We start from the raw sequence: 17152 nt of genomic DNA, 5'->3' as shown, positions 1-17152 counted from the left end.
CGTCACACCGGGCCGTAGCGGGTGTGCGGGGCGCCGGTCAGCAACGCCCAGTACCGGTCGCCGTAGGACCAGTGCCACCACTCGGTCGGGTAGTTCACCAGGCCCGCCCCGCGCAGCGCGGCACCCATGATCCGCCGGTGTCGCCGCGCGGTCGCCGAGACGGCCGGCGAGTCGGTGAAACAGGCGTCGGCGCTGGCCTCCGGGGTGGCGTCGACGGCGGTGCCCAGGTCCAGCTCGACCCCGTCCTCGGTGCACAGGGTCAGGTCGACCGCCCCGCCGGTGCTGTGCGGTGCCACCTCGACCGGCGAGACGAACTTGGTGGTCTCCCGGTGCAGCCGCTCCGGCGACCAGTCCGGGTGCGCCCGGCGCAGTTCCTCCCGGTAGCCGGTGAAGATCTCCAGCTGGGCCCGGTACGGGCGGTACCCCTCGACGACCAGCAGGCGCAGGCCGGCCGGCAGCGCGCGCTGCGCGGCCAGCAGCCGGTCCGCGACCCCCCGCCGCACCCGGGCGTACGCGCCGGCCGGGTCGGCCGCCCGGCTGTCCAGCCGCAGTTCCGGCAGGTCGCGCAGGTCCACCAGCGGGTCGCCGTCGTCGGCGCTGGGCACGGCCGCCACCCGGGGATCGGCGAGCAGGATCATCGCGCCACCCCGGTGACGGCGCCGGCGGTGGCGGAGCGCTCCGCGTGGCGGGCGAAGGCCAGCTCCACCAGCCGGTCCACGATCTCCCGGTAGCCGACACCGACCGCCGCCCAGACCTTCGGGTACATCGAGTGCGCGGTGAAGCCGGGCATGGTGTTCAGCTCGTTGACGTAGAGGTCGCCGGCCGCCTCGTCGTAGAGGAAATCGACCCGGGCCAGTCCCCAGCCGCCGATCGCGGCGAACGCCCGCAGCGACAGCTTGCGGATCCGGTCGGTCACGTCCTCGGGCAGCGCGGCCGGGACGACCATCGGGTCGGCGTCGCCGAAGTACTTCTGCCGGTAGTCGAACCAGCCGCCGGAGACCCGGACCTCGCCCACCGCCGACGCCTCCGGCCGCCACCCGCCGAGCACCGCGCACTCCAGTTCCCGGCCGGTGACGCCCTGCTCGACCACCACCTGCTGGTCGTGGCGCAGCGCCTCCTCGATCGCGGCCGCCAGGTCGTCCCCCTCGGCCACCCGGGAGATGCCGATCGACGAGCCCATGCTGGCCGGTTTGACGAACAGCGGCCGGCGCAGCCCCAACACCAGCTTCTCCGGGTCGTCGATCGTCCGGTACGTCTGCGCGTCGAATGCCACGTGCGGGGTGATCGGCACCCCCTCGGCCCGCAGCGCCCGCTTCATCGCCACCTTGTTCATGCCGACCGCGGCGGCGAGGATGCCGCACCCCACGTACGGCACGCCCAGCGACTCGAGCAGTCCCTGGACCACCCCGTCCTCGCCGAACGGGCCGTGCAGCACCGGGAAGACCACGTCCAGTTCGGCGTGCACCGCGCCGGACGCGTTCGCCGCGGTCACCACCGCCGTCGCGGGCCGGCGGCCCGGCCGCAGCTCGACCGGCGGCCCGGTGACCGTCAGCCGGTCGTCGATGGCCCGGTCCGCGCCGGCGCCGTCGCGCAGCTCCGCCAGCACGGCGTCCGGTACCAGCCGCAGCCCACCGGTGCGGGTCACCCCGATGGCGACCGTGCGGTAGCCACCGCCGGCCAGGGCCCGGGCCACGCCGAGGGCCGAGGCGCAGGACACCTCGTGCTCCGCGGACGGGCCGCCGAACAGGATTCCGATCCGGACCGGCGCGCTCATGCCGCCACCCCTTCCACGCTCGTGACCTCGGCGAGCCGGTGGGCCGCCAACCGGGCCACCAGTTCCGCCTCGACATTTCCGCCGGTCAGCACGACGCCGACGGTGTGGTGCCGGCCGTCGGCCGCGATCCGCAGCGCCCCGGCCAGGCCGGCCGCTCCGGACGGCTCGGCCAGCACCTTCAGCTCCAGCAGGAGCAGCCGGAACGCCTCGGTGATCCGCTCGTCGTCGACCCGGACCACCCCGCGCAGCGCGGTGCGCAGGATCGCGAACGGCAGCTCGCCGACACAGGCCGGGCGGAGCCCGTCGGCGATCGTGGGCGCCGGCGGGACCGGGGTCGGCCGACCGGCGGCCAGGCTCCGGGCCAGCGAGTCGCAGCCGACCGGCTCGACGCCGTACACCTCGATCGGGCGGCCGGTGGCGGCGAGGCAGGCGCCGGCGGCCCCACCGCCGCCGCCGACCGGCAGCACCAGCGCGTCCAGCGGGGTGCCGGCCCGCTCGGCGTCCTCGATCAGCTCCAGGCTGGCGGTGCCCTGCCCGGCGATCACGTCCGGGTGGTCGTACGCGTCGACGACCGGGTGGCCGGTGGCGGCGCTGACTTCGCGGGCCAGCGCGAGCCGCTCCTCGGCGGTGTCGGCCAGCACGATCCGGGCCCCCGCCGCCCGCGCCCGGGCGACCTTGGTCGGCGCCGCGTCCGCCGGCAGCACCACGGTGGCGGACATCCCGTGCCGGCGGGCCGCCAGCGCCACCGCCACCGCGTGGTTGCCGGTGCTCTGCGCGACGACGCCGCCGTGCCCGCCGGCTTCGGCGAGCCGCCCGACCGCCAGCGACGCGCCGCGCATCTTGTACGAGCCGCCGTGCTGGAGGTTCTCCGCCTTGATCAGCACCCGGACGCCGGCCAGCCGGTCGATCGCCGGGGAGCGCAGCACCGGGGTGCGCACCACCTGGCCGGAGAGCCGGCGGGCGGCCTCCTCGACGTCGGCCCGGACCGGGCCGGCTGGGGCCGGCGGGTCGATGCGGGACATCTCGTCTCCTTCCGTTTCGTGGCCGGCGGGCGCTGGGCGCCCGGCCGTACCGGGTCGCAGGTCGGGCGGCACCGGTTTTCGGGCACGCCGGATGTAGGGGTGCCGCGTCGTGCGGCCCCCGACGAGGGGCGTGGCTGGATGTGTGCCGGCCGGTCGGCCGGGTCAGTGCGGCAGTCGGACCTCGACCCGCAGGCCGCCGTACTCGGCGGGCCGGGCGGCGATGATGCCGTCGTGCGCCTGGGTGATCGAGCGGGCGATGGCCAGGCCGAGGCCGGCGCCGCCGCCGTGGCCGGTACGGTCCGCGGCCAGCCGCCGGAACGGCTCGAAGAGGCCGGCCACCGCCTCGGCCGGCACGAACTGGCCGGTGTTGACCACGGTCAGCGCCGGGGTGTCGCCGACCGCGACGGTGAGGGTGCCGCCGGGCCGGTTGTACTTGATCGCGTTCTCCACCAGGTTGCTGACCAGGCGCTCCAGCAGCACCCGCTCCCCGGGCACCACCCGGGGTGTGAGGTGGCTGTCGATCGTCACGCCCGCCTCCCGGGCCCGGTCCTGGTAGCCGGCCAGCACCCCGGCCACGATCTCGTCGAGCCGCTGTGGCGTACGCGAGCGCAGGCCCTGGTCGCTCTCGCTGAGCGTGAGCAGCCCTTCGATCAGCCGCTCGTTGCGCTCGTTGGTCTCCAGCAGTTGGGCGGTCAGCAGCTCCGTCTGCTCACCGGTGAGCGTCCGGGCCATGCCGACCTCGATCAGCGTCCGCTGCACCGCCAGCGGGGTGCGCAGCTCGTGCGAGGCGTTCGCGGCGAACCGCCGCTGCCCCTCGTACCCGGCGGAGATCCGCTCCATCATCTCGTCGATGGCCCCGGTCAGCCGGGCCAGCTCGTCCCGGCCCGGCCGGCGGATCCGGTGGCCGAGGTTCTGCGGGCCGACGTGGGCGATCGGCTCGGCGAGGTCCCGCACCGGGCGCAGGCACCAGATCGCGGCGGCCCAGATCGCCACCACCGCGGCCACCAGCACCGCGAGCATGATCAACGGGTACAGGGCGACGCCGAGGTCGCGCGCCGGCTGGCACACCAGCCCCGACCCGGGCAGCGGCAGGTCACAGAACTCCCGGCCGCGCAGCCACACGGTGGCCAGCAGCCACTTCTCCAGGCCGGGCCGGAAGTAGCCGACGAGCAGCGCGAGCACCCCGACCAGCAGGATGCGGCGGCGCGGGGTCACTCCGGGCCGCCGATCCGGTAGCCGGCCTTCGGCACGGTGTGCAGGACGGCCGGCTGGCCGAGCTTCTTGCGCAGCGTCATCACGGTGACCCGTACGGCGTTGGTGAACGGGTCGGCGAACTCGTCCCAGGCCTGTTCCAGCAGCTCCTCCGCGCTGACCACCCGGCCGCCCGCGCGCATCAGCACGTGCAGCACCGCGAACTCCTTCGGGCTCAGGTTGAGCGGGTGGCCGTCCCGGGTGGCCACGTGCCGGGCCACGTCGAGCACCACCCCGTGCCGCGCCAGCACCGGCGGCAGGGCGGGTGCGGAGCGCCGGCCGAGCGCCTGCACCCGGGCGACCAGCTCGGCGAAGGCGAACGGCTTGGTGAGGTAGTCGTCCGCGCCCAGCCCGAGCCCCTCCACCCGGTCCCGGATGCCGGCCGCCGCGGTGAGCAGCAGCACCCGGGTGCCCGCGTCCGAGTCGGCGATGCTGCGGCACACCTCGTCGCCGGTGCGCCCGGGCATGTCCCGGTCCAGCACGGCGACGTCGTACCGGTTCACCCCGACCCGCTCCAGCGCGCCGTCGCCGTCGTAGCAGACGTCGACAGCCATGGAGAGGCGGCGCAGCCCCTCGGCGACCGTGTCCGCCAGCAACCGCTCGTCGTCCGCCACCAACACCCGCACGCTTGCTCTCCCCGTGGTTCCTCGTTGTCCGGAACACCGTCTCAGGCTGGAGTTAAGGGTTCTGTAAGCACCCGCCGGAGCCATCCTCCACGGCGGCGATCCCGGGACAAACGCCCGTGAGCCGGACGGGTGCGCTTGCCGCCCCGGTACGCCGTCTGGGGCGGTCCGTCCCCGGTCCGCGGCCGCACTTGGCGATCCGGGGTGAGCTGCGTCACGATGGGGCGCGAGGAGGTCGCCGATGGCCGACCCGTGGCTCGCCCTGGAATTCGGCGTCGATCCGGCGGAGCGGATCGCGCAGGTCGGTGCCGCCCACGAGGCGTTCCTCGCCGGTGGGCCGGAGGCGGCCCGGCGTACCGACCGGCGGCTGCGGGAGGTCGTCGCCCACTCCTGGCGCCGCTCGGCGGCGCTGCTCGATCCGGAGACCACCCCACCGGTGGAGCTGACCGACGACGCGCTGGAGAGCTACCGCGCCGGCCACCCCCTGGCCCGGGTGCTGCCGCTCTTCCGCGACCTGCTCGGCGGCATCGCCCAGGACGGCGCGCACCTGATGGCGGTCTGCGACGCGCACGGGCGCCTGCTCTGGGTGGAGGGGCATCCGGGGGTGCTCCGGCACGCCGAGCGGATGAACTTCGTGCCCGGGGCCCGCTGGGACGAGCCGCACGCCGGCACCAACGCCCCCGGCACCGCCCTGGCCATCGACCACAGCGTGCAGATCTTCGCCACCGAGCACTTCAGCCGGCGGGTGCAGCGGTGGACCTGCGCCGCCGCGCCGATCCACGATCCGGCCACCGGGCGGCTGCTCGGGGCGGTCGACATCACCGGCGGCGACCACCTGGCCAACCCGCAGAGCCTGGCGCTGGTCCGGGCCACCGCCCGGGCGGCCGAGGCGCAGCTCGCCGCCGACCGGCCGGTCGAGCCGGGCGTGGTCACCGTCGCCGCGCTCGGCCGGGACGAGGCGGAGCTGCGGGTCGACGGGCGCCGGATCCGGCTCGGCCGCCGGCACAGCGAACTGCTGGTGCTGCTGCTCGACCACCCCGAGGGGCGCACCGGCGAGCAGCTCGGCCTCGACCTGTACGGCGACGACCGGCTGCACCCGGTCACCCTGCGCGCCGAACTGTCCCGGTTGCGCCGCATCCTCGGCCCCGACCTGCTCGACTCCCGGCCGTACCGGCTGCGCGGGACCGTCCGGGCCGACTTCCGTACCGTCGGCGAACTGCTGGAACGCGGCGATCCGGCGGGCGCGCTCGACGCGTACGCTGGACCGCTGCTGCCCGGCTCGGACGCACCGGGAGTGACCCGGCTGCGCCGGCTGGTCGACGGCCAGCTCCGCGCGGCCGTGCTGGCCACCCGGGACCCGGCGCTGCTCGCCGCCTGGACCGCGACGCCCGCCGGCGCCGACGACCTGACCGCCTGGCAGGCGCTGGCCGCGGCGTCGCCGCCGGGCGCGCCGCGCCGGCCGCTCGCGCTGGCCCGGGTCGACCAGCTCGCCCGGGAGTACGACCTGCCGCGCGCAACGTTGCTGCAACGTCCCGGAAACTAGCTTCTCCGCCGTCAACCGACCCGATCGGACGGCGGAGGTAACCATGCCGCGCTACGACGCGCCCACCCACTGGCAGTCCCGCTACGACCACTTCATCGGCGGCGAGTACGTCACGCCGCACTCCGGCCGCTACTTCGAGAACCCCACCCCGGTCACCGGGCAGACCTTCTGCGAGGTGGCCCGCGGCACCGCCGAGGACGTCGAGAAGGCGCTCGACGCCGCGCACGGCGCCGCCGACGCGTGGGGGCGCACGCCGGTCGCCGAACGCGCGCTGATCCTCAACCGGATCGCCGACCGGATGCAGGAGAACCTGGAAGCCCTGGCGATCGCGGAGACCTGGGAGAACGGCAAGCCGGTCCGGGAGACCCTGGCCGCGGACATCCCGCTGGCGATCGACCACTTCCGGTACTTCGCCGGGGCGATCCGGGCCCAGGAGGGCTCCCTCGGCGAGTTGGACGACGACACCGTCGCCTACCACTTCCACGAGCCGCTCGGCGTGGTCGGGCAGATCATCCCGTGGAACTTCCCGCTGCTGATGGCCACCTGGAAGCTCGCCCCGGCGCTCGCCGCCGGCAACGCGGTGGTGCTCAAGCCGGCCGAGCAGACGCCCGCGTCGATCCACTACTGGCTCTCGCTGGTGGCCGACCTGCTGCCGCCCGGCGTGGTCAACGTGGTCAACGGCTTCGGCGTCGAGGCGGGCAAGCCGCTGGCGTCCTCGCCGCGGGTGGCGAAGGTGGCGTTCACCGGCGAGACCACCACCGGGCGGCTGATCATGCAGTACGCCAGCGAGAACATCAAGCCGGTCACCCTGGAGCTGGGCGGCAAGAGCCCGAACATCTTCTTCGACGACGTCAGCGCCGCCCGGGACGACTTCTTCGACAAGGCGCTCGAAGGGTTCACCATGTTCGCCCTCAACCAGGGCGAGGTCTGCACCTGCCCGTCCCGGGCGCTGATCCAGCAGGGCCACTACGCCGACTTCCTCGCCGCGGCCGTGGACCGGACCAAGGCGGTACGCCAGGGGCACCCGCTGGACACCGACACGATGATCGGCGCGCAGGCGTCGAACGACCAACTGGAGAAGATCCTGTCCTACCTGGACATCGGCCGGCAGGAGGGCGCGAAGGTGCTGACCGGCGGCGCGCGGGCCGACCTTGGCGGCGAACTCTCCGGCGGGTACTACGTGGAGCCGACCATCTTCGAGGGCGACAACTCCATGCGGATCTTCCAGGAGGAGATCTTCGGCCCGGTGGTGTCGGTGACCTCCTTCGCCGACCTGGACGACGCCGTGAAGATCGCCAACGACACGCTCTACGGGCTGGGCGCCGGCGTGTGGACCCGGGACATCAACACCGCGTACCGGGCCGGGCGGTCGATCCAGGCCGGCCGGGTCTGGACGAACTGCTACCACGCCTACCCGGCGCACGCGGCGTTCGGCGGCTACAAGCAGTCCGGCATCGGCCGGGAGAACCACAAGATGATGCTGGAGCACTACCAGCAGACCAAGAACCTGCTGGTCAGCTACTCGCCCAAGAAGCTCGGCTTCTTCTGATGGGTGACGTGGTGGCGGTGACGCCGGCCGCGGCCGAGCTGATCCGGTCGCTGCGGGAGCAGCACGGGCCGCTGATGTTCCACCAGTCCGGCGGCTGCTGCGACGGCAGCGCCCCGATGTGCTACCCGGCCGGCGAGTTCCGCACCGGCTCGTCCGACGTCCTGCTGGCCTCGCTGGCCGTCGACGGCGTTCCCGAGCCGGTCGAGTTCTGGATGTCCGCGGCGCAGTGGGAGCTGTGGAAACACACCACGTTGACCGTCGACGTGGTGCCCGGCCGGGGCAGCGGCTTCTCCCTGGAGGCCCCCGAGGGAGTCCGCTTCCTCACCCGCTCCCGCCTCGCCTAACCCCTCCCGGTCCCCCGCGATCTTGCACTTTGCGCCGTAGAGACGCGACGAATGCCCGGAAAGTCGGGGCAGAAAGTGCAAGATCGCGGGGAGCTAGGAGAGGGCGGCGCGGATGGTGGTGATGATGTGGTGGGGACGGCGGTAGAGGTCCTGGTCGGTGAAGTAGCGCATCCGCCAGCCATTGGCGTCGAGCCAGTTCACCCGCTCCCGGTCGCGCCGAAGGCGCTCCCGGTCCAGGTGGGACATTCCGTCATATTCGATGCCGATCCTGCGCTGCCGATAGCCCAGATCAAGCCGGTACCGGCGGATGCCGTACGAGTCGTGCACCCACAGCTGCGGCTCGGGCGGCGGCAGCCGGCCGTCGAGCAGCACCAGTCGCAGCTGGCTCTCCTGGCGACACTCCGCCCGTCCGTCCGCCAGCGGCACGAGATCGCGCGCCTGCCTCACGCCCCGCAGGGATCGGTGGGCCGGCAACTCCGCCGCCAACTCGTCGTGCGTCACGGCTCCGCACCGGAGAGCGGCGTCGAGCACCGGCAGGGCGTCGAGCCGTCGCACGGTGCGGGTGAGGTCGACCGCGCAGCGGGCGGCCGGAACGCACGGCACTCCGCCGACGAGAACGGGTTGCACGGGTAGGACTGAATGGTGAACGACCAGTCCGGGTAGCCGAGGCCGGGGCACATGGGGTGGTAGCTGGATGTGGACCTGGTTCTCCCGCAGCACCCCGAAGCCGTGACGACGCGCCGCACTCTGCCGGGTCAACGCGGCGCCCTCCGGCAGGCACATCAGGAGTGCCCGCAGTTCGTCCTCATCCCCGCAGGGCTCGGCCGCGTAGATCCCTCTCCGCACCCGGATCAGCTCCTCCTTGCTGACCCGCGTCCGGATGCGCTTCACGGTCAGGCTCCGCAACAAGTCCTCGACGCGCCACAGCTGAGTCGCCACGCCGGGCAATATGCCGAACCCCCACCCCCGCCCGCCCCCCTTCTCACCCACCCCTGTGGACAACCCACCCCCCTGTGGACAACCCCCACCACCCCCACCCCTCTGCTACACGCCACCCGCCCTTCCTCCGCGATCTTGCACCTAAGGCCCTAGATTTGCCGGAGATGGCCCGATAGGTCGGGGCAGGAAGTGCAAGATCGCGGGAGGAAGGGGGGTCAGCGGTCGTCGAGCAGGGGTTGGCGGGGGTTCCAGGGCGGGCCGCCGGCCGCGTCGTGGCGACGGCGGGCGATGGCCGACAACGCCTCCAGCACCACCCGGTTGCCCAGGTACGCGGTGATGTCCGCGTGGTCGTACGGCGGGGCCACCTCGACCACGTCCACGCCGACCACTGGCAGCTCGTAGCAGCACCGGCGGACCGCGTCGAGCAACTGGCGGGAGGTGAGCCCGCCCGGCTCCGGGGTGCCGGTACCCGGCGCCATGCCCGGGTCGACCACGTCCACGTCGACGGAGAGGAAGACGCCCTCGCACTCGTCCACCGCGATCCCGAACGCCTCGGTCAGGCACTCGTCCAGGCCGCGCGACACCAGCTCGGTCATCTCGTACGAGCGCATCCGCTGGTCGGCCATCCAGCGCAGGGTCGGCGGGTCGGGCCAGTAGCCGCGCAGGCCGATCTGGAGGAACCGGTCGCCGCGCACCGCGCCGGACTCGATGAGCCGGCGCATCGGCTGGCCGTGCCCGTGCAGCGAGCCGAACTCGATGTCGCCGGTGTCGGCGTGCGCGTCGAAGTGCACCAGCGACACCCGGCCGAGCCCGTGGTGCCGGGCCACCCCGGTGGCGTCGGGTAGCGCGATGGAGTGGTCGCCGCCGAGCACGATCGGGATCGCCCCGGCCGAGGCGACAGTGAAGACGGCGGACTCCAGCGCGGCAAGCGACCGCTCGATGTCGCCGGAGAACATCTCCACGTCGCCGGCGTCGTACACCCGCAGGTCGCGCAGCCCGTCGACGCGCAGCGCGAGCGACGGGCGGGAGCCGTCGTGCGGCAGGTAGCAGGCCTGCCGGATGGCGGACGGGCCGAACCGGGTGCCGGGCCGGTGCGAAGTGCCGCCGTCGAAGGGCGCGCCGACGACGACCACGTCCGCGTCGGCGAACGTGGCCGGCTCGTCCAGCGTGCAGCGGGGCACCCCGAGGAAGGTGACGTCGGGGCCGAACATCGGGCCGTACCGGCTCATCGCTCCTCCATCCCCCACGGCGAACCGTAGCCGGTGAGCAGGTCCAGGAACGGCCTCGGTGGCAGCGCCTCCGGGCCGAGCACCCCCACCCCCGACCACGCGCCGGCGGCCAGCAGTTCCAGCGCCACCACCGGGTTCACCGCGGTCTGCCAGACCACCGCCTGGTGGCCGTACTCGGTCATCGACCACTCGTTGTCGACCACGTGGTAGAGGTAGACCTCGCGCGGCCGGCCGTCCGGGCCGGTCCCGCGCACCCAGGTGCCGGCGCAGGTCTTGCCGCGCATCCGGTCGCCGAGGGTGGCCGGGTCGGGCAGGCAGGCCGCCACCACGTCGCGCGGGGACACGGAAACCCCGCCGACCCGCACCGGCGCGGTCGCGTCCAGGCCGAGCTTGTGCAGCGTCTTGAGCACCTCGATGAACTCGTTGCCGAGGCCGTACTTGAAGGTGACCCGCCTGGCGTCGACCCAGCGCGGGATGAGCAGCACCTCCTCGTGCTCGACGTTGACGCACTCGACCGGCCCGATCCCGCCTGGGAACCGGAAGACCTCGGGCTCGGAGAAGGGCGGGGTGGTGTACCAGCCCCGGCCGGCCTCCCAGACCACCGGTGGGTTGAGGCACTCCTCGATGGTGGTCCAGATGGAGAACGACGGCGCGAAGTCGTAGCCGTCCACCGTCAGGTTGGCCCCGTCCCGCACCCCGATCTCGTCGATCTCGGCGAACAACTCGTCGGCGGCGTACCGGGCGAAGACGTCGGACAGGCCCGGCTCGACGCCGATGCCGCAGAGCGCCAACCGCCCCGCCGCGGACCACTCGTCCGCGACCGCGAACTGCTCGTCGCCGAGCTTCACGCCGGTCTCGGCGTACGGCCGATCGGGGTGCGGTCGGGACAGCGACATGGCCATGTCGAGGTAATCCGCGCCGGCCGCGAACGCCCCGTGGAAGATCGGCATGACGAAGCGCGGGTCGACCGCGTTGAGCACGTGGGTGATCCGGTGCTCCCGGCAGAGCGCGGCCACCGCGTCGGCCGAGGAGGCGTCCACCGTGGCGGCGACGAACCGGTCACCGTGCCCGGCCACCGCCCGGGACGCCCGGCCGGGGTCGTGGTCGGCGACCACCACCGTGTCGAAGAAGGTACGGCGGGCGGCGATGGCGACCGCGGCGGAGCCGACCCCGCCGGCGCCCACGAGCAGGATGCGCATCAGGAATCGAACCCCAAACCGAAACGATCGAGCGTACGGAGCCAGAGGTTGCGCCGGCCCTGCCGCCCGTCGGCGCGGGCCAGCGACCAGCGGGTTAGATTGATGCCGACCGCGCGGGCCGGCTCGGGCGGGAACGGCAGTGGCTTGCGGCGTACCAGGTCCAGCCGGGTCAGCGGGGTCTCCGCGCCGCCGAGCAGGTCGAGCATCACCCGGGCGGCGAACCGGGTGGCCCCGACGCCGAGCCCGGTGAACCCGGCCGCGTACGCCAGCCGGCCCTCGTACGCGGTGCCGAAGAACGGGCAGAACCGGGTGCAGGTGTCGATCACGCCGCCCCAGCGGTGGCTGAACCGCAGCCCGTCGAGCTGCGGGAAGGTGGTGAAGAAGTGCTCGGCGAGGGTGCAGAAGGTGTCCCAGCGCTGCTCCAGCGACGGGGCCATCCGGTTGCCGAAGTGGTAGACGGCGTCGTAGCCGCCGAAGAGGATCCGGTTGTCGGGGGTGATCCGGTAGTAGTGGAACTGGTTGGCGGTGTCCGCGAGCCCCTGCCGGTTCGCCCAGCCGACCGAGCGCCGCTCGTCGTCGGCGAGCGGCTCGGTCATCAGCGCGTAGTCGTAGACCGGCACCACGAAGGCGCGCAGCCGGCGCAGCAACGGCGGGAACGCGTTGGTCGCCAGCACCACCCGCCCGGCGCGGACGCTGCCCGGGGCGGCGTCCCGGCCACCGGTGGTGGTGGCCCGCAGCGCCGCGCCGTCGCGGCGCAGCCCGGTCACCCGGGTGTGCTCGACGATCCGCACCCCGACGCCCAGGCAGGCGCGGCGCAGCCCCCAGGCCAGCTTCGCCGGGTCGAGCAGCGCCGTGCGGTCCCGGTCCCACATCCCGCCCAGGTACGTCGGCGAGTTCACCTCGGCGCGTACCTGGTCGGCGTCGAGCAGCCGCACGTCGTGGCCGTACCGGCGGCCCAGCTCCGCGTCGGCGGCCAGCCCGTCGAGCTGGTACGGCTCGACCGCGACGGCCAGTTCGCCGGTGCGCTCGAAGTCGCAGTCGATGCCGTACTCGGCGACGGTCGCGGCGATGGCGTCCAGGTTCTCCCGGCCGAGCCGCTCCAGCACGTCGATCTCGTCCGGGAAGCGCTCGACGCCGTTGGCCAGCCCGTGGGTGAGCGAGGCGGCGCAGAACCCGCCGTTGCGCCCGGACGCCGCCCAGCCGCAGGTGCCCGCCTCGACCAGCAGCACGTCCCGCCCGGGGTCGGCCCGCTTGGCCAGCAACGCGCTCCACAGCCCGGCGTACCCGCCGCCGACCACCAGCAGGTCGGCGCTGTCGGGGCCGGTCAGCGGCGGCAGCGGGTCGGGCCGTTCCGGGCGGTCCAGCCAGTACGGCACGGGCGCCGCGTCGGCCAGCGCCCGGCCGGGATGCGGCCCGGTCATGACGGTCGCCGCGCCGGCCCGGTGCCCGCCGCCACCCGCAGGGCGGCGCGGCGGCCCCGCCGGCCGCGCAGCATGCTGGCCAGCACCAGCAGCAACGCGATCACGAACATCGCCGTGCCGATGACGTTGACCTGCGGCGGGATGCCCCGCTGGGCGGCGCCCCAGACGTACATCGGGAACGTGACGGTGGTGCCGGCGTTGAAGTTGGTGATGATGAAGTCGTCGAACGACAGCGAGAAGGCGAGCAGCGCGGCGGCCACGATGCCGGGCATCACCAGCGGCAGGGTGATCCGCCGGAAGGTCTGCCACTCGCTGGCGTAGAGGTCCATCGCGGCCTCCTCCAGCCGGGAGTCCATCCCGGCCAGCCGCGCCTTCACGGTGACCACCACGAACGACACGCAGAACATCACGTGCGCGATGACGATGGTCCAGAACCCCTGCGGCACCCCGGCGGAGACGAAGAGGGCGAGCAGCGAGGTGCCCATCACCAGTTCCGGGGTGGCCATCGGCAGGAAGATCAGCACGTTGATCCCGGACCGGCCGCGGAACCGGTGCCGCACCAGCGCGAACGCCATCAGGGTGCCGAGCACCGTGGCGACCACGGTGGCGATGAACCCGATCTGGACGCTGCGCACCACCGCGTCGCACATGTCCGAGGTGGCGCACGGGTTGCGCCAGTTGTCCAGGGTGAACTCGTGGAAGTCGTACGACAGCCGGCTGGACGGGCGGTTGAAGGACAGGCCAGCCACCACGGCGATGGGCAGGAAGAGGTAGCCGAGCACGAGCAGCCCGACGCCCAGCACCCAGTGGTCGGCCAGCCAGCGACCGATGCGGTGTCCCACGCTCACAGGACCTCCTCGGTGCCGGCGCGGCGCAGGTAGACGAAGACCACCGCGAGGATCGCCGCCATGAGCAGGAAGGACAGCGCCGCGCCCTGCGGGTAGTCCAGCCGGACCAGGAACGCCGAGTCGATGACGTTGCCGATCATGTATTCGTTCGGAGTGCCGAGCAGCTCGGCGTTGATGTAGTCGCCGCTGGCCGGGATGAAGAAGAGCAGCGTGCCGGCGACCAGGCCGGGCATGGAGAGCGGCAGGGTGACCCGGCGGAACGCGCGCACCGGGCTGGCGTAGAGGTCGCTGGCCGCCTCCAGCAGCCGGTGGTCCAGCCGCTCCAGGCTCGCGTAGAGCGGCAGCACCAGGAACGGCAGGAAGTTGTACGTCAGCCCGAGCACCACCGCGACCGGGGTGGCCAGCAGCCGGCCGTCGGGGGCGAGCAGGTGCACGTCGCGCAGCAGCCCGACGAGCCAACCGTTGTCGGACAGGATGGTCTTCCAGGCGAGGGTGCGCACCAGGAAGCTGGTGAACATCGGCGCGATCACGCAGACCAGCAGCAGGTTCTTCCACCGGCCGGCCTTCTGCGCGATCGCGTACGCCAGCGGGTAGCCCATCAGCAGGGCCAGCACCAGCGCGATCCCGGCGTAGCGGAACGACCGGGTGAACTGCGGCCAGTACGCCGCCAGCGCGTCCGGGTAGTTGCCGAACGCCCAGGTCAGCGCGTACCCGGTGGAGAGCGAGCCGCTGGGGTCGTAGAGGCTGGCCGCGGCGAGCTGGAACAGCGGCACGGCGAAGAACAGGAACAGCCAGGCCGCGCCGGGCAGCAGCAGCAGGTACGGCAGGAACCGGTACCGCCCGGACCGGACGGCCCGCTCCGGCGCCGCCGGCTGCCCCGACCCGGTCGGCACGTGGGCCAGGGCTGTCACGAGGTGGCCCCCACCGGCTCGTCCAGCGCCGGGCTGGTCCGGTCGTCCGCGCCGGGCTCGCGGGGCAGCAGGAAGGCGTGCCGCGGGTCCCAGTGCGCCACCGCCTCGGTGCCGACCGGCAGCTGCGCGGTCGCGCCGCTGTTCGCCACGAAGACCGACAGCTCGCTGCCCCAGCCGGTGCGCAGCAGGTACTGGGTGCTGACCCCGACGTAGGAGGCGTCGCTGACCACCCCGGTGACGTGCTGGTGCCCGGCGGGGGCCTGGTCGGCGGAGCCGACCAGGTGCAGCTTCTCCGGGCGTACGCCCAGGTAGACCGGGCCCCGGTCGACCCGGGCCCGGTCGGCGGGCACGGCGAAGCGGGAGCCGTGCGCGGAGACCGGCACCTCGTCCCCGGCGGCGCCGGCGGCCTCGCCGGCGAGCAGATTGGACTGGCCGAGGAAGTTCGCCACGAACGCGGTGGCCGGGAACTCGTAGAGCTCGGCCGGTGCGCCCAGCTGCTCAATCTTCCCGACGTTCATCACCGCGACCGTGTCGGCCATCGTCATGGCCTCCTCCTGGTCGTGCGTGACGTGCACGAAGGTGATGCCGACCTCGGTCTGGATCCGCTTCAGCTCGATCTGCATCTGCCGGCGCAGCTTCAGGTCGAGCGCGCCGAGCGGCTCGTCCAGCAGCAGCACCTGCGGGTGGTTGATCAGCGCGCGGGCCAGCGCGACCCGCTGCTGCTGGCCGCCGGAGAGTTGGGCCGGCCGGCGCCGGCCGTACCCTTCGAGCTGCACCAGCGCCAGCATCCGCTCGACCTGGTCGTCGACCTTGCGGATGCCGCGCCGGCGCAGCCCGAACGCCACGTTCTCGAAGATGTCCAGGTGCGGGAAGAGGGCGTAGCTCTGGAACACGGTGTTCACCGGCCGCTTGTACGGCCGCAGCCGGGCGATGTCCCGGTCACCGAGCAGCACCTGCCCGCTGGTCGGTTCCTCCAGCCCGGCGATCATCCGCAGGGTGGTGGTCTTGCCGCAGCCGGACGCCCCGAGCAGGGCGAAGAACGAACCCTGCGGGATGGTCAGGCTGAGGTCGTCGACAGCGGTGAAGATGCCGAACCGCTTGGTGAGGTTGGCCAGCCGCAGGTCGCCGGCCGGTGTCTCGCGCCCCACAGATGCCACGCCCACTCCCGTCACGCCCCGATGACCTGCTGGAACTTGCCTTCGTACTCGCGTTCCTGCTTCTCGTCCAGGGCCATGAAGACCTTGGACTTCGCGAGCATCGCGTCGTCGGGGAAGATCAGCGGGTTGGCCGCCAGCTCCGGGTCGATCTTCTCCATCTCCGCCTGGGCGCCCTGCACCGGGCAGATGTAGTTCACGTACGCGGCGAGCTGGGCGGCCACCGCCGGGTCGTAGTAGTAGTTCATCAGCTGCTCGGCGTTGGCCTTGTGGGTGGCCTTGTTCGGCACCAGCATGTTGTCCGACCAGAGCATCACGCCGGACTCGGGCACCACGAACTTGACGTTCTCGTCCTCGAAGCCGAGCTGGATGACGTCGCCGGACCAGCCGACGCACGCGGCGATGTCGCCCTTGGCCAGGTCGGGCGCGTAGTCGTTGCCGGTGAACTTGCGGATCTGCCCGGAGTCGACGGCCTTCTTGAGCTTGTTCAGCGCGTCGTCGAACTGGGCGGCGGTGAAGTTCGACGGGTCGTGGCCGTTCGACTGGAGCAGCAGGCCCATGGTGTCGCGCATCTCGGACAGGGCGGTCACCTTGCCCTTGAGGTCGGGGCGGGTGAGCAGCTCGTCGACGGTACGGATCTCCTTGGTCACCTTGCCGTTGTAGGCGAGGCCGGCCAGGCCGGACTGCCACGGGATGGCGAGCTGGTTCTCCTTGTCGAAGGAGCGGCCGCGCAGCGAGGAGAGCAGGTTGGCCTCGACGTTGGGCAGCTTCGACTTGTCCAGCTTCTGGACCCAGCCGAGCCGGATCATCCGGGCCGCCATCCAGTCGGTGAGCACCATGATGTCCCGCTCGGTCGGCTGGCAGCCGGCGAGCTGGTTCTGCACCTTGCCGAAGAACTCGTTGTTGTCGTTGACGTCCTCGGTGTAGGTGACCGCGATGCCGGACTTGGCGATGAACGCGTCGAGGGTCGGCCGCTTCGACTCGTCGGACTCATCGACGTCCATGTACTGCGGCCAGTTGGAGAAGGCGAGCTTCTTCTCGGTGCCGGAGAGGTCTTCGCTGACGCAGCCGGTCTCGGTCTGCTGGGCGCCCTTGGTGCCGCAGCCGGCCAGGGCGCCGCCGGCGGCGAGCAGCGCCGCCGAGCCGAGGGTGCCGGTGAGCAGTCCACGCCGGGTGAGGGGCCGAAGGGGAGTTCGCATGTGACGACTCCTAGGGGTCATTCGTCGGCGGCAGGACGGGGGTGGCGCGCCGGCGGGAGGGTCAAGTGCGGTGGACGACTGATCCTGACATGAGGTGACCTCCCTTACAAGGGATTCCGTTGCGGGATTAGCTCTGGACGACGAAA

At 72.8% G+C, this 17152-nt stretch carries 16 protein-coding genes; 3 read left to right on the top strand and 13 right to left on the bottom strand.

The annotated features are described in order from the left end of the window. Positions 1-2: 2 nt before the first annotated feature. From SM577_RS15570 to SM577_RS15550, 5 genes are all read right to left on the bottom strand, one after another. Positions 3-638 (bottom strand): M15 family metallopeptidase, encoded by a 636-nt coding sequence (locus SM577_RS15570; RefSeq protein ID WP_302918122.1) that lies wholly within the window; start codon positions 636-638, stop codon positions 3-5. After that, entirely contained in the window at positions 635-1774 is a 1140-nt protein-coding gene (locus tag SM577_RS15565; protein WP_302918123.1) for a D-alanine--D-alanine ligase family protein, read from the bottom strand. The genes SM577_RS15570 and SM577_RS15565 overlap by 4 nt, the downstream gene beginning before the upstream one ends. After that, positions 1771-2796, bottom strand: a complete 1026-nt coding sequence (locus SM577_RS15560) for a threonine ammonia-lyase (protein ID WP_474587174.1) — start codon at positions 2794-2796, stop codon at positions 1771-1773. Before SM577_RS15560 ends, SM577_RS15565 begins: the two co-directional genes overlap by 4 nt. Positions 2797-2958: 162 nt before the next feature. Beyond that, positions 2959-4011, bottom strand: a complete 1053-nt coding sequence (locus SM577_RS15555) for a sensor histidine kinase (protein WP_474587173.1) — start codon at positions 4009-4011, stop codon at positions 2959-2961. After that, positions 4008-4673, bottom strand: coding sequence for a response regulator transcription factor (locus tag SM577_RS15550; protein WP_302918126.1), 666 nt, complete (start codon positions 4671-4673; stop codon positions 4008-4010). The genes SM577_RS15555 and SM577_RS15550 overlap by 4 nt, the downstream gene beginning before the upstream one ends. A gap of 238 nt (positions 4674-4911) precedes the next feature. On the opposite strand from SM577_RS15550, the gene SM577_RS15545 reads away from it, so the two are divergent. Genes SM577_RS15545 through SM577_RS15535 form a run of 3 tightly spaced genes read left to right on the top strand, consistent with a single transcriptional unit; the run spans position 4912 to position 8106 of the window. Then, the gene (locus SM577_RS15545) at positions 4912-6213 is read left to right on the top strand and encodes a GAF domain-containing protein (protein ID WP_302918127.1); all 1302 of its coding nucleotides are present in this window, start codon (positions 4912-4914) and stop codon (positions 6211-6213) included. A gap of 43 nt (positions 6214-6256) precedes the next feature. Then, complete coding sequence (gene adh, locus SM577_RS15540) at positions 6257-7762, top strand: aldehyde dehydrogenase (protein WP_474587172.1); 1506 nt, start codon at positions 6257-6259, stop codon at positions 7760-7762. After that, positions 7762-8106 (top strand): DUF779 domain-containing protein, encoded by a 345-nt coding sequence (locus SM577_RS15535; RefSeq protein ID WP_474587171.1) that lies wholly within the window; start codon positions 7762-7764, stop codon positions 8104-8106. The genes adh and SM577_RS15535 overlap by 1 nt, the downstream gene beginning before the upstream one ends. A gap of 93 nt (positions 8107-8199) precedes the next feature. On the opposite strand, the gene SM577_RS15530 is transcribed toward SM577_RS15535, so the two are convergent. The 8 genes from SM577_RS15530 to SM577_RS15495 form a co-directional block, all read right to left on the bottom strand. Next, positions 8200-9045 carry a DUF559 domain-containing protein gene (locus SM577_RS15530; RefSeq protein WP_474587170.1) on the bottom strand — a complete coding sequence of 282 codons (846 nt, stop codon included), beginning with the start codon at positions 9043-9045 and terminating at the stop codon, positions 8200-8202. Between the two features lie 215 nt (positions 9046-9260). Then, the gene (gene speB, locus SM577_RS15525; RefSeq protein WP_302918131.1) at positions 9261-10274 is read right to left on the bottom strand and encodes an agmatinase; all 1014 of its coding nucleotides are present in this window, start codon (positions 10272-10274) and stop codon (positions 9261-9263) included. Next, complete coding sequence (locus SM577_RS15520) at positions 10271-11473, bottom strand: saccharopine dehydrogenase family protein (protein WP_474587169.1); 1203 nt, start codon at positions 11471-11473, stop codon at positions 10271-10273. Before SM577_RS15520 ends, speB begins: the two co-directional genes overlap by 4 nt. Then, positions 11473-12894 (bottom strand): NAD(P)/FAD-dependent oxidoreductase, encoded by a 1422-nt coding sequence (locus SM577_RS15515; RefSeq protein ID WP_474587168.1) that lies wholly within the window; start codon positions 12892-12894, stop codon positions 11473-11475. The genes SM577_RS15520 and SM577_RS15515 overlap by 1 nt, the downstream gene beginning before the upstream one ends. After that, the gene (locus SM577_RS15510) at positions 12891-13742 is read right to left on the bottom strand and encodes an ABC transporter permease (protein ID WP_474582888.1); all 852 of its coding nucleotides are present in this window, start codon (positions 13740-13742) and stop codon (positions 12891-12893) included. Before SM577_RS15510 ends, SM577_RS15515 begins: the two co-directional genes overlap by 4 nt. After that, entirely contained in the window at positions 13739-14653 is a 915-nt protein-coding gene (locus tag SM577_RS15505) for an ABC transporter permease (protein ID WP_474582887.1), read from the bottom strand. Before SM577_RS15505 ends, SM577_RS15510 begins: the two co-directional genes overlap by 4 nt. After that, positions 14650-15810: an ABC transporter ATP-binding protein gene (locus SM577_RS15500; RefSeq protein ID WP_474587167.1), complete on the bottom strand. Its 1161-nt coding sequence runs from the start codon at positions 15808-15810 to the stop codon at positions 14650-14652. Before SM577_RS15500 ends, SM577_RS15505 begins: the two co-directional genes overlap by 4 nt. An 11-nt stretch (positions 15811-15821) precedes the next feature. Beyond that, entirely contained in the window at positions 15822-17006 is a 1185-nt protein-coding gene (locus SM577_RS15495; protein ID WP_474582885.1) for a polyamine ABC transporter substrate-binding protein, read from the bottom strand. Positions 17007-17152: the final 146 nt, after the last annotated feature.

The organism is Micromonospora desertarenae (genome assembly GCF_056150265.1).
This window is presented reverse-complemented; position numbering and strand designations above follow the sequence as displayed.

Coding starts and splice junctions, on each gene's coding strand:
- SM577_RS15565 (WP_302918123.1), bottom strand. CDS start 1,774: ATGAGCGCGCCGGTCCGGATCGGAATCCTGTTCGGCGGCCCGTCCGCG.
- SM577_RS15495 (WP_474582885.1), bottom strand. CDS start 17,006: ATGCGAACTCCCCTTCGGCCCCTCACCCGGCGTGGACTGCTCACCGGC.
- speB (WP_302918131.1), bottom strand. CDS start 10,274: ATGAGCCGGTACGGCCCGATGTTCGGCCCCGACGTCACCTTCCTCGGG.
- adh (WP_474587172.1), top strand. CDS start 6,257: ATGCCGCGCTACGACGCGCCCACCCACTGGCAGTCCCGCTACGACCAC.
- SM577_RS15560 (WP_474587174.1), bottom strand. CDS start 2,796: ATGTCCCGCATCGACCCGCCGGCCCCAGCCGGCCCGGTCCGGGCCGAC.
- SM577_RS15570 (WP_302918122.1), bottom strand. CDS start 638: ATGATCCTGCTCGCCGATCCCCGGGTGGCGGCCGTGCCCAGCGCCGAC.
- SM577_RS15535 (WP_474587171.1), top strand. CDS start 7,762: ATGGGTGACGTGGTGGCGGTGACGCCGGCCGCGGCCGAGCTGATCCGG.
- SM577_RS15515 (WP_474587168.1), bottom strand. CDS start 12,894: ATGACCGGGCCGCATCCCGGCCGGGCGCTGGCCGACGCGGCGCCCGTG.
- SM577_RS15520 (WP_474587169.1), bottom strand. CDS start 11,473: ATGCGCATCCTGCTCGTGGGCGCCGGCGGGGTCGGCTCCGCCGCGGTC.
- SM577_RS15545 (WP_302918127.1), top strand. CDS start 4,912: ATGGCCGACCCGTGGCTCGCCCTGGAATTCGGCGTCGATCCGGCGGAG.